At 75.4% G+C, this 11,615-nt stretch carries 11 protein-coding genes and 2 pseudogenes; 6 read left to right on the top strand and 7 right to left on the bottom strand.

All coding sequences use genetic code 11. From position 1 onward, the window contains the following. Positions 1-31: 31 nt before the first annotated feature. Positions 32-448 (bottom strand): VOC family protein, encoded by a 417-nt coding sequence (locus tag NF338_RS08000; RefSeq protein WP_264030269.1) that lies wholly within the window; start codon positions 446-448, stop codon positions 32-34. Positions 449-582: 134 nt separating this feature from the next. Between NF338_RS08000 and NF338_RS07995 the strand changes: the two genes are divergently transcribed. Beyond that, positions 583-1,662: a helix-turn-helix transcriptional regulator gene (locus tag NF338_RS07995; RefSeq protein ID WP_264030268.1), complete on the top strand. Its 1,080-nt coding sequence runs from the start codon at positions 583-585 to the stop codon at positions 1,660-1,662. 54 nt (positions 1,663-1,716) lie between these two features. Beyond that, the gene (locus NF338_RS07990; RefSeq protein ID WP_264030267.1) at positions 1,717-2,172 is read left to right on the top strand and encodes a hypothetical protein; all 456 of its coding nucleotides are present in this window, start codon (positions 1,717-1,719) and stop codon (positions 2,170-2,172) included. Positions 2,173-2,191: 19 nt separating this feature from the next. On the opposite strand, the gene NF338_RS07985 is transcribed toward NF338_RS07990, so the two are convergent. Beyond that, positions 2,192-3,442, bottom strand: a complete 1,251-nt coding sequence (locus tag NF338_RS07985; RefSeq protein ID WP_264030266.1) for an AI-2E family transporter — start codon at positions 3,440-3,442, stop codon at positions 2,192-2,194. Positions 3,443-3,584: 142 nt separating this feature from the next. Between NF338_RS07985 and NF338_RS20980 the strand changes: the two are divergent. Beyond that, a pseudogene (locus tag NF338_RS20980) lies at positions 3,585-3,674 on the top strand (VOC family protein); the annotation flags it as partial. Here the strand turns inward: NF338_RS20980 and NF338_RS07980 are convergent. Further along, a pseudogene (locus tag NF338_RS07980) lies at positions 3,661-3,879 on the bottom strand (deaminase); the annotation flags it as partial. The pseudogenes NF338_RS20980 and NF338_RS07980 sit on opposite strands and share 14 nt — an antisense overlap. 26 nt (positions 3,880-3,905) lie before the next feature. Continuing rightward, positions 3,906-4,769: a helix-turn-helix transcriptional regulator gene (locus NF338_RS07975; protein ID WP_264030265.1), complete on the bottom strand. Its 864-nt coding sequence runs from the start codon at positions 4,767-4,769 to the stop codon at positions 3,906-3,908. 101 nt (positions 4,770-4,870) lie between these two features. On the opposite strand from NF338_RS07975, the gene NF338_RS07970 reads away from it, so the two are divergent. After that, positions 4,871-5,635, top strand: a complete 765-nt coding sequence (locus NF338_RS07970) for an SDR family oxidoreductase (RefSeq protein WP_264030264.1) — start codon at positions 4,871-4,873, stop codon at positions 5,633-5,635. Positions 5,636-5,650: 15 nt separating this feature from the next. Here the strand turns inward: NF338_RS07970 and NF338_RS07965 are convergent, their stop codons facing one another. Beyond that, a complete protein-coding gene (locus NF338_RS07965; RefSeq protein WP_264030263.1) occupies positions 5,651-6,241 on the bottom strand; it encodes a hypothetical protein in 591 nt (196 codons plus the stop codon). Beyond that, positions 6,238-6,861 carry a TetR/AcrR family transcriptional regulator gene (locus NF338_RS07960; RefSeq protein ID WP_264030262.1) on the bottom strand — a complete coding sequence of 208 codons (624 nt, stop codon included), beginning with the start codon at positions 6,859-6,861 and terminating at the stop codon, positions 6,238-6,240. The genes NF338_RS07965 and NF338_RS07960 overlap by 4 nt, the downstream gene beginning before the upstream one ends. Before the next feature lie 84 nt (positions 6,862-6,945). Here NF338_RS07960 and NF338_RS07955 point away from each other — a divergent pair, with 84 nt between their 5' ends. Then, positions 6,946-8,397, top strand: coding sequence for an MFS transporter (locus NF338_RS07955; RefSeq protein WP_264030261.1), 1,452 nt, complete (start codon positions 6,946-6,948; stop codon positions 8,395-8,397). A 123-nt stretch (positions 8,398-8,520) separates the two neighbouring features. Here the strand turns inward: NF338_RS07955 and NF338_RS07950 are convergent, their stop codons facing one another. Then, positions 8,521-9,396, bottom strand: a complete 876-nt coding sequence (locus NF338_RS07950) for an alpha/beta hydrolase (protein ID WP_264030260.1) — start codon at positions 9,394-9,396, stop codon at positions 8,521-8,523. 164 nt (positions 9,397-9,560) lie between these two features. Here NF338_RS07950 and NF338_RS07945 point away from each other — a divergent pair, with 164 nt between their 5' ends. Further along, positions 9,561-11,612, top strand: a complete 2,052-nt coding sequence (locus NF338_RS07945; protein ID WP_264030259.1) for an AAA family ATPase — start codon at positions 9,561-9,563, stop codon at positions 11,610-11,612. Positions 11,613-11,615: the final 3 nt, after the last annotated feature.

Raw genomic sequence — 11,615 nt, 5'->3', positions numbered from 1 at the left:
CGGCCGGGCAGCCGCCCGGCCGCGCCGCACCTCAGCCGGCGGTCGCGACGTCGAGGACCCAGGTCACGCCGAACCGGTCGGTGAGCATCCCGTAGACCGGCGCCCACGGCGAGGACGCCAGCGGCGCGACGACGGTCGCGCCGTCGACGAGCGCGTCCCAGTAGCCGCGGACCTCCTCGACGTCGTCGCCACGCACGGAGACGAAGAACGGCGCCTCTCCCGGGCTCCAGGGTCGTCCCGCCGGGACGTCGTACGCCATGACGCGGAAGCCGCTCGGCGCGCTGACCTGGCCCCAGACGACGAGGTCGGCCTCGGCCGGGTCCGACGCCTGGCCCAGGTCGCCGTACGTGGTGAGGACGAGGTCGCCGCCGAACACGGCGCGGTAGTGCTCGAGCGCGGCACGGGCGTCGCCGCGGAAGTTGAGGTGCGGGGTGGTCTGGACGGACATGGCGTCTCCTCCGGGTCGGTCGTCGGGCCCGCGGTCGCGGCACCCGTCGCTCCCGGGCGTCGCCCGGGCTCGTACCACCACCTTCTCGGCCCATCAGGACGATGAGTGTCCGCATTGTGCGCGAGCATGGGCGCATGACCGAGACCTCGCGCCGGACCCTCCTGCTGCTCTCGCTCCTCCAGGCGCGGCCCGACCGCACCGGCCCCGAGCTCGCCCGCCGGCTCGGCGTCGACCCGCGCACGGTGCGCCGCGACGTCGAGCGCCTGCGCGACCTCGGGTACCGCGTCGTCGCGACGCGCGGGCGCGACGGCGGGTACCGCCTCGACTCCGGCGCCGAGCTCCCGCCCCTGCTGTTCGACGACGAGCAGGTCGTCGCGCTGACCGTCGCGCTGCGCACCGTCGCGGCGAGCGGTCCGGGCGACGCGATCACGGAGGCGTCGGTGCGGGCGCTCGCGACCGTGCGCCAGGTGCTGCCCTCACGGCTGCACCACCGGGTCGACGCGGTCGACGTCGTCCCGGTCCCCGGCGGCCCCGGTCGCCCGGTGCCGTCGGTCGCCCTCGACGTCCTGCTCGCCGTGAGCACCGCGGTACGCCGTCGCGAGGTGCTGCGCCTCGACTACGCGCCACCTCTCGCCGCCACCGGAGCAGGAGCCGAGAACGAGGGCGCGAACGGCCCGGGCGTCCGCCCCGGCCGTCCCGCGACGCCGCCCCGGCGCGTCGAGCCGCACCACGTCGTCGTGCGCGACGGACGCTGGTACCTCGTCGCGTGGGACCTCGACCGCGCGGACTGGCGCACGTTCCGCCTCGACCGCACGACGCCGCGGGACCCGACGGGGCCCCGCTTCGTGCGCCGCGAGCTGCCCGGGGGTGACGTGGGCGCGTTCGTCGGTGCCCGCTTCGCCGGGTCGACGCCGTCCTCCGGGTCAGCGACGCCCGCGGGCGAGGCGAGGTGGCCGTGCCACGGATGGGTCGAGCTCGCCGCGCCGGCGCGGGCCGTCGTGCCGTTCGTCGAGGACGGCACGGTCGAGGTCCTCGGGCACGACCGCTGCCGGGTCGGGCTGGGCTCGTGGTCCTGGGTCGCGCTGGCCGCCCGGGTCGCCTCGTTCGACGCGGACGTGCTCGCGGCCGGACCGGCCGAGCTCGTCGCTGCGTGCGCGGCCGTCGCCGGACGGTTGGGACGGCTGGGACGGCGCGCGACCGGGGGGCAGCCTTAGCGAGGGGCGTCTCGCGCTCCGGCAGGCCGACCGGGCCGCTGGCAGACTGGCCCCGTGCGTGACGAGGAACAGGTCCCCGGCCCGCCCGGTGACGGCGGGGTCGTCAGCGGGGCGCCCTCCCGGTGGCGCACCCCCGCGGAGCAGCTCCGTCCCGGTGTGCCCCCCGCCGTCGTGGACGCCCTGACCGCCTCGATCGAGGCGCGCCGCACCGCGGCCGAGCACGCCGAGCGCTGGTGGTTCCTCGCAGGCGGCCGCGAGCTCGACGGGCGCGCCTACGCGTGGGCGTGCGTCCCGCTCGCCGGCGAGGTCGTCGCGGTCCGGCAGGTCGTGGGCCTCGAGGACGGCACGTGGCGCCGGTACGCGTACGACGAGGTCGTCGAGGACGACGCGGGGTTCCTCACCGACCAGGCGTTCGGCGATGACGACCTCGCCGGCACGGGCGACGTCCACCTGCTCGACCCGGCGGAGTTCGCCGCGCTCTGGGAGCGGTCCGGCGACGGGACCGGCTGAGCCGCCGCGGCCGCCAGACCTACGACGACGCGGGCGCGCCGTCGACCACCTCGTGCCGCTTCTGCCGCGCGAACCGCGCCGGGAGGTCCGGCCCGTCCCACACCTGGATCGCGCGCCAGATCGAGGCCGCGATCGGGACGGCGAGCACGGCGCCGGTCAGACCGGCGAGCACGGTGCCCGCGGTCAGCGCGACGAGGATGACGAGCGGGTGCAGCCGCAGCGTGCGGCCCATGACGACGGGCTGGAGCAGGTCGCCCTCGAGCTGGTTCACCGCGATGACGATCGCGACCACGATCAGCGCCTCGACCGGCCCGACGGCCACGAGCGCGACGAGCGCGCACAGGATGCCGGCGAGCGTCGCCCCGACGAGCGGGATGAACGCGAGCAGGAACACGAGCACCGAGAGCGGGATGACGAGCGGCACCCCGACGATCGCGAGGCCGATGCCGATCGCGACGGCGTCGACCGCCGCGACGATCGCCGTCCCGCGGACGTAGCCGCCGAGCGTGCGGACCGTCGTGTCGCCGATCCGCTGCCCCCGCTCGTACCGCGCGCCCTCGAACGGGCGCAGCATGAACTCCCAGATCGCCGGGCCGTCCTTGAGGAAGAAGAACAGCACGACGACCATGACGAAGAACCCGGCGACGAAGTCGACCGTCTGCGAGGCGCCCGCGAGCGCGCCGGCGCCCACGGCGTCGGACTGGAGCAGGCCGACGAGCGAGTCGCGCACCGACGCGATCTGCTCCTCGGTGATCTGGAACGGCAGGTCCTGCACGTAGGCCTGGAGCTCGTCGAAACCGTCGATCGCCTGGTCGCGCAGCTCGGGCCACTGGTTGACGACCGCCGCGACGACCAGCCACACGACCACCCCGAGCACGGCGACCAGGGCGAGCAGCGCGACGACCGTCGCGAGGAACGACGGCACGCCCTTGCGTCGCAGCAGGCTCACGAGCGGGGAGATCGCTGCGGCGAGGACGAGCGCGATGAGCACCGGGATGACGATGAGCGTCAGCCGCGTGATCGCGAACACCGCGACGGCGACCAGAGCGACGATCGCGAGGACCTGGACCGAGCGCGTGCCCGCGCGCCCGACGCCGTCCGACCACAGCGCGGAGACCGACGGCGCGGCCGAGGTGCGGGCCTCGGGTGTGCCCGGTTCTGCCACCGGGATGTCGCGGTCCGTCTCGTCGCGCGACGCGACGGCTCCCGCGCCTTCCGCCTCGGAGGGCTCGCCCGTCCGCTTCCCCGACCGCCGTCTGCCCAGCCCCATCCCGACTCCCTCGCGCCGCACGTGACGGTCAGGCTTTCACGATCGCGACTCACCCGCCGGGTGCCGGCACCGCAGGCTCCGTAGAGTGCGTCGCATGGCATCCCGCATCAGCGAGCTGGTCCTCGACTGCGCCGACCCGGAGCTCCTCGCCCTCGGGGCGCGGCCCGCCGACGTCGGACAGGCGGGCGACGAGCCGTGGCACGTGCTCGCTGACCCCGAGGGGAACGAGTTCCGCCGAACCACAGGCCCTCGCCCGGCTCGTCCTCGAGCTGTCGCACCGCCTCCCCCAGGTCGCCCTGCTCGAGCCCGGCGTTCCAGTCGACCTCGCTCAACGTGCTCGACACGACGTACGTCTTCGCCCGGTCGATGGCCTCGGCGAAGGGCACCTCCCACTCGTCCATCCAGTCGGGCCACACGCCCGAGGCTGGCCTGCGCCACCTGACTCAGACCACCCCCCGCCTGCTCATCGGCGCCCCGGGGCACCGCCGCCCACGAGGTCCTGCGTCCCGACGACGCCGAGCAGCCGGATCCTCTCCGCCGCCTCCGTGCCCGGCGCCGCCGTGAGCACGAGGAGCACCTGGAGCTGGTCCTCGGTGACGAGCGCCTGGCAGTCCACCTCGATCTCCCCCACCACCGGGTGCACGAGCGTCTTGTGGTCCACGAACCGGCGCGCGACCTCCTGCCGCTCCCACAGCGCCGCGAACTCCGGGCTGGTTCGCCGCAGGACGCGCGCGAGCTCGCCCGCGCGCGACGCCGGACCCAGCACCGCGACGGCGGAGCGCAGGCTCGCGACGAGCGCCCGACCCTGCCGGTCCCGGTCATCTGCCGGGTAGATCTCGCGCGCCGTCCCTGGGTGCGCGAACCACCGGTAGATCTCGCTGCGGTCCCAGCCCGAGTACGCCGTCGCGTCGCCGTACAGCGCACGGGCCAGGTCGTTCTGCGCGAGTGTCTCCCCGAGCGGGTTCAGGATCAGGGCCGGGGTGTCGCCCAGACGGTCGAGCACGCGCTGGAGGGCGGGCGCGACGTGCCCCGGGTCGGTCGCCCGGTCGGGCACCCCGTGCCCGGCGACCCGGAAGAGGTAGTCGCGCTCGTCGTCGGACAGGCGCAGCGCCCGCGCGATCGACGCGAGCATCTGCGTGCTCGGCTGCGGCCCGCGCTGCTGCTCCAGGCGCGTGTAGTAGTCGGTGGACATTAGCGCGAGCTGCGCCACCTCCTCCCGGCGCAGGCCCGGTGCCCGACGGCGCAGCCCGGGCGGGAGGCCGACGTCGCCCGGCTGCAGCGCCTCCCGGTGGCGGCGGAGGAAGTCGGCGAGCGCGGCACGGTCCATGCCTCTCATCGTCCGGGGTGCACGGCGCACGTGCCAGGGATCGCCGGTCCCCCGTTCGACGGACTCTGCCGCGCGTCTGCCCGCACGCCCAGGATCGAGGCATGGACCTCACGAACAGCACCGTCTTCATCCCCGGCGCGACGAGCGGCATCGGCCTGGCGCTCGCGGTCGCGCTCCACGAGCAGGGCAGCACCGTCGTCGTCGGCGGCCGTCGCGCCGCGCTGCTTGACCGGATCGCGGCCGAGCACCCCGGCATCGACACCGTGCGCGTCGACACGACCGACCCGGAGAGCATTGCCTCCGCCGCCAAGGAGGTGCTCGACCGGCACCCCGACCTCGACACCCTCGTCACGATGGCCGGCATCATGCGCGCCGAGGACTGGCACCACCCGGAGGGGTTCCTCGACACCGCCGAGGAGATCGTCACGACGAACGTCCTCGGGCCGATCCGGCTCGTCGGCGCCTTCGTCGAGCACCTGCAGACCCGGCCGCGCGCGACCATCCTCACCGTGTCGTCCGGGTTGGCGTTCGCCCCGCTCGCGGTCACCCCGACGTACGACGCGTCCAAGGCCGCGATCCACATGCTCAGCGAGGCGCTGCGGCTCCAGCTCGCGGACACGAACGTCGACGTCGTCGAGCTCGTCCCGCCGTCGGTGGCGACCGATCTCATGCCCGGCCAGCGCGAGAGCTCGTTCGCCATGCCGCTCGACGAGTTCGTCACCGAGGTCGTCGACCTGCTGCGCACGCAGCCCGACGCACCCGAGGTCCTCGTCGAGCGCGTGAAGTTCCTCCGGTTCGGCGAGGCACGCGGCGACTACGACGAGGTCGTGCGCGTGCTCAACGCGTCGGACCCGCACGGCCGCTGAGGCCGGGTGCCGGGCTCAGCCGGCGAACGACATCACGACGACACCCACCCCGAGGACCGCGTCGAGCGCGCAGCAGAACTCGGCGAGGGACGAGGAGACCACGCGCCGGGCGCGCAGGTGGTGGACGTCCCACGCGGCGTGGGCGAGCAGCCCGGCGCCCACGACCAGCCCGGCCCACGGCTGCCCGAGCAGCGCGACCGCCACGGCGACACCGACGACGACGGCCATCGCCGCCGCCTGCAGCGGCAGGCCCCACCCGGGTCGGACCTTGCCGCGGACCAGCCCGTAGACCCCCACCACCACGACGAGCGCGAGCAGCGCCCAGGACGGGTCGAACCCGGGGACGGCGAACCCGACGCCGAGGAGCACGAACGTCAGACCGAACAGGGGCCAGGCGGCCGAGCGGCGGCCCAGCGCCGCGGCGCCGAGGTAGACGAAGCCCGCCGCGGTGAGCACCTGCGCGACCTGCGCCGTGTCGGACACCCCGAACCAGAACGCGGCGGCGAGCGCCGCCCCGAAGGCGATCCCGGCGACGGTCGGCCACCGCGCGGGCCACGCGGACGCCCGGGGCGGCTGCCGGACGGCGGCGTGCTCGGCGGCGGTCACGACGTCGCCCCGCCGGGCACGTGCGGGACCGGACGACCGGGCGGGGTGAAGGCGGCCAGGACCGTCGCGGCGATGGTCGCGGCGGCGTCGTCGGGCGCGAGGCGACCCGCCTCGATCTCCGCCGCGGCGCCGTGCATCACCCGGTGGAGCGTCCCGACGAGCCACGAGGCGGGCAGGTCCGTCCGGAACGCCCCGGCCTCGCGTCCCCGTTCGACGAGGCGCTCGACGCGCGTCGCGGGTCGTTCGTGGAGCTCGAGCATCCGCTCGGGCGAGAGGACCTCGGTCGCCGCGGTCATGAGCGCACCGATCTGGACGATCGTCAGCCAGCTCTGCCGGACGAGGCGGACCAGCGCCTCGCGCGGGTCGCCGCTGAGGTCCAGCGCGTCGAGCGCCTCGTCGCCCTCCTCGATCGCGCGGGCGACGACGGCGTCGACGAGCTCGGCGCGGCCGGCGAAGTGCCCGTAGAGGGTGACCCTGCCGACGCCCGCGGTCTTCGCGATCTCCGCGATGCTCGCGTCGGGGTCGCGGCTCAGGCAGAGTGCGGCGGCGTCCAGGATCGCCTGGACGTTGCGGCGGGCGTCGGCCCGCTTGGCCTGGTGCTGGGTGGCGTTGCTCGGCATGAAGACCTCCCTTGTCGAACACCACTGTACGAGTTAACGTAGCCACGTCAACCCGAACATGCATGTTCGACTTGAGGAGGCGTCATGACGGACCACGACCTGGACGTCGCCAGCCCACGCACGACCCCCGACCCGGCGCGGTGGCGGGTCCTCGCGCTGCTCGGGACCGCCCAGCTCATGCTCATCCTCGACATCACGGTCGTGACGATCGCGCTCCCGGCGATCGGGGACGACCTCGGGCTCGAGCGCGCGGCGCTGACCTGGGTCGTGAGCGCGTACACCCTCGCCTTCGGCGGGCTCATGCTGCTGGGCGGTCGCCTCGCGGACCGGTTCGGGTCGCGGCGGCTCGTCCTGACCGGGCTGACGGTGTTCACGCTCGCCTCGCTCGTCACCGGGCTCGCGAACGGCCCGGAGCTGCTGCTGGCGGGCCGGGTCGCCCAGGGCGTCGGCGCCGCGCTGCTCTCCCCCGCCGCGCTCTCGGCGGTCGTCACGACGTTCGACGGCGAGGAGCGCAACCGGGCGCTCGGCGTCTGGTCCGCGCTGAGCGGCGGCGGGGCGGTGCTCGGCGTGCTGCTCGGTGGTCTGCTCACCGGCGGTCCGGGGTGGCCGTGGATCTTCTTCGTCAACGTGCCCCTCGGGCTCGTGCTCCTCGCCGCGCTCCTGCGGCTCCTCCCCGCGGGGCCGGTGGGCTCCGACCGTCGTCGCCTCGACCTGCTCGGCGCCGCGCTGGTGACCGCGGCGACGGGTGCGGTCCTCTACGCGCTGATCGGCGCGGGCGACCGGGGCTGGTCCGACGCCACCACGGTGCTCTGGCTCGTGGCCGGCCTGGTGCTCTACCTCGTGTTCGCGCTGTGGCAGCGCGTCGCCGCCGCGCCCCTCATGGACCTGCGGCTGCTGGTCCGTCGCCCCGTCCGAGCGGGCACGTTCCTCATCCTGGTGGCGACCGCGCTCATGATCGCCGTGCTCTTCCTCGGCTCGTTCCTGCTGCAGCGCGTCCACGACCTCGGCCCGATCACCACGGGGCTGCTCTTCCTCCCGGTGGCGGCGGCGACCATGGCCGGGTCCCAGCTCGCGGGCACTCTCCTCGGGAGGACCGGGGCCCGGGCGATGACGCTCGTCGCGGCCCTCGTGGTGGCCGCGGGTCTCGCGCTGCCCGCGCTCGTCGACGGGGTCGCCGCCGCCGTCACCGGGATGGTGGTCGGGTCCGCCGGGATCGGCGCGCTCTTCGTCGTGGCGTCGGCGACCGCGCTCGGCCAGGTCGCGCCGCACGAGGCGGGCGTCGCGTCCGGCATCGTGAGCACGTTCCACGAGTTCGGCGCGGCGCTCGGCGCCGCGGTGATCTCCAGCGTCGCGGCGGCAGGCATCGCGGGCGGCACGGTCCAGGGCATCGAGGCCGGCTTCGGTTTCGCGGCCGTCGTCGCGGTCGCCGCGGGTGCGCTGGCGCTCGCGCTCCTCCCGCCCCGACGGGCTGCCGCGGGTACCGGGGCGGGCACGGACGCGGGCGCGGGTCAGTCCGCGCCAGACGACCTCTCGTAGCGGCAGCACGGCTCCGTGACGCTGCGCTCCACGGTCTCGACCTCGTCGCCGACCCCCGCCCCAGCGCCACGTCCTCGCGCCCGTCGATCCTGAGCACCAGCGTACGGGTCGAGGGCCGGGCGCTCAGGGTGTGTCGGACACCGCGGCGACGTGCTTCACGTCGGCCCGGTCGACGAACTCGAGCGCCGTCGCGGCGACCTCGCGCCAGCCGTGGTCGATGGTCAGCGAGTGCCCGCGGTCCGGCAGCTCGGTGAACTCCGTGAGCGCCTCGTTGTGCTTCGCCTGGATCGTGTAGGCGCTGTGCGCGATGGCGTGCGGGACGGTGTGGTCCTTCTCGCCGGAGACGATCAGCAGCGGGCCGCGGTCGGGGTTCTTCGTGTCGACCTTGGTCTCGGAGAACGGGTTGAGGTTCGCCGTGACCGCCTGGAAGATCGGGTTCCCCGCCGCCGCGACGTGGAACGTCTCGTAGAGCTCGCGGGCCTCGGGCTCGTCGAGGGCGTTCGCCCACCCGAACGTGAACTGCTCGAACGTGAGCGTGACCGCGCGCCGCGTGTTGGCCGGGTTGCTGACGACGGGGAACGCGCTCTTGAGCGCGGACGCCGGGATGGGCAGGACGCCCTGGAAGGGCGCGGGGTCGACGGCGACGGTCACCACGGACACACCCTCCCCCGCGATCTTCTGCGCGATGAGACCGCCGAACGAGTGCCCGACGACGGCCGGCTGGTGGTCGAGGGCGGAGGCTGCCTCGAGGTAGTGGTCGGTGACCTCCTGGACCATCTTGCGGGCGAACGTCTCGGGGTGCTCGCGCGCCTCGGCGACCGTCGCCGGGTCGTCGGGCCAGCCCGGCGCGACGGTCGTGTAGCCCGCCTCCTCGAAGAGCGCGCGCCACCGGTCCCAGCTGCTCGACAGCAGCCACAGCCCGTGGACGAACAGCACGGGGCGCAGCCCGCTCGCGTTCGCCCGCTCGATCTCGGCCACCTCGTGCTCGGTGAGCGCCATGTCGTCGCCTCCGCCTCGTGTCGTGTCCCGGTCCGGTGCCCCCGCGGCGTGGCCGTGCGACCGCGCCCACCGGCACGCTAGGAGCCGGGCGGTGCGCGGCGCATCGGCCGCGCCTACCGAGTTCCGACCTACCGCGTACCTATCCCCGGTGCGAGACTCCTCGCGTGACACCTGGGCTGGTGGGCCGCCGCGCGGAGCTCGCGCTCGTCGACGCGCTCTGCGAGGGGATCGACGACGGCGGCGCCGCGCTGCTCGTCGAGGGCGCCCCGGGAGTCGGGAAGACGGCGCTCGTGGACGAGCTGGAACGCCGCGCCCGCGCGCGGGGCATGGGGGTGCTGCGGACCGCCGGCACGCTCGCGGAGTCCACCGTCCCGTACGCCGGGCTCCACCTGCTGCTCCGCCCGCTCCGGGACCGGTTCACGGAGCTGCCCCGACCCCAGCACGAGGCCCTCGACGTCGCGTTCGGCGCGCGCGAGGGCAACCCGCCGACACTCTTCCTCGTCGGTCTCGCGACGCTGACCCTGCTGTCGGACGCGGCGAAGGACAGGCCGATCCTCGTCGTCGCCGAGGACCTGCACTGGCTCGACCCGATCTCGCGGTCGGCCCTGCAGATGGCCGCGCGCCGCCTCGCGTCCGACCCGGTGCTCGTCGTGATGACGACCCGAGGCGGTGACCACGAATCGGCCTCCGTCGGCGTCCGGCACCTGCACCTGGGACCGCTGCCCTTCATCGACTCCAACGCGGTGCTCGACGCCCGGGCCGACGCGCCCCGCGGCGCCACCCGCCGGGCGCTCCTCGAGCTCGCCGACGGGAACCCGCTCGCCCTGGTCGAGCTGACGGCGTCGGACGCCGGGCTGACCGAACCCGGCCGCGTCCCCCTCACCGACCGGCTCGAGCTCGCCTTCGCGGGGCGGTTCGCCGACCTCCCCGAGCCGGCGCGCCTCGCCGTCCTGGCCGTCGCCCTCGACACCGACGCGTCGGCCGACGACGCGACCCGGGTCGCGTCCCACGCGCTGGGCCGCGCCGTCGGACCGGGCTGGCTCGACACCGCGCTCGACGCCGGCCTGCTGCGCCGCGACGAGGGGCGCGTGACGTTCCGCCACCCGCTCGTGCGGTCCGCCGTCACGAGCGCGAGCACGACGGCGGAGCGCACCGCCGTGCTGCGCGCCCTCCTCGCGGTCCGTGGCGAAGGCCCCGAGCGGACCGTGTGGTGGCGTGCGGAGCTCGCCGGTGGGCCCGACGCGGCGCTCGCCGACGAGCTCGACGCCCTCGCCGACCGGAGCCTCGCCGCCGGGGACGCCTCCCAGGCCGTGCGGGCGCTGCGTCGCTCGGCGACGCTCACCGCCGATCCCGGCGTCCGCGCCGTGCGTCTCGTGCGCGCCGCGGAGGCCGCCGCGGGGACCGGTGCGACCGACGTCGTCGTCGCGCTGCTCGACCGCGTGGAGACCGACACCGCCGACCCTGCCGTCCGGGCGCGCGTCACGTGGCTGCGCGAGCTCCTGCCCGTCGAGGCGTCGGCCCTCGCGCGCGGCGACCTCGGCCCGGCGCTGCGCGCGATCGACGACCTGGGGCGCGCCGGGGAGACCGACCGCGCGCTCGACGCGCTGCTCCGGCTCGCCTCGATCGCGTGGGACCACTCGACGGAGGCCGAGTCGGGCCGTCCGCTCGTCGACGCCGCGCGGCGCCTCGTCCTCGACGCGGACGACCCGCGCGCGCTGTTCCTCGCCGCCGTGACGGAGCCGGTCGCACGGGGCGACGAGATCGTCGCGCGGATCCGTGCGCTCCCCGACGTGGACGACGCCGACGCCCAGCGGGACTGGCAGCTCGGCTACGCGCTGAACAGGTGCGGCGAGATCGAGCCGTCCGCGGCGTACCTGCAGCGCGCCGTCGACGGCCTGCGCCGGAGCGGGGACGTCGCGCTGCTGCCGCACGCGCTCCTGGGCCTCTCGTGGATCGACTACCTGCGCGGGCGTTTCGCGGAGGCCCGCGCCCAGGTCGAGGACTGCGCAGCCGTCGCCGTCGACGTCGACGACCCGGGCCTCCTCGCCGCCGCGCATGCCGTGCTCGCGTGGTTCGACGCCCTCGACGGGTCTCCGCCCGACCTCGACGCGATCACGGGAGGCTCCGACCTCGGGGCCCAGCGTCTGGCCGCACGGGAGCTCCGCGCGACGCTCACCCTCGCCGACGGCGGCGCTCGTCTCCGGGCGGCCCCGTGACGC

It is taken from the genome of Cellulosimicrobium sp. SH8 (assembly GCF_025818875.1).
GTDB classification, from domain to species: Bacteria; Actinomycetota; Actinomycetes; order Actinomycetales; family Cellulomonadaceae; genus Cellulosimicrobium; species Cellulosimicrobium cellulans_D.
Note: the sequence above shows the minus strand (reverse complement) of the source record. Positions and strands in the feature narration are given on the sequence as shown.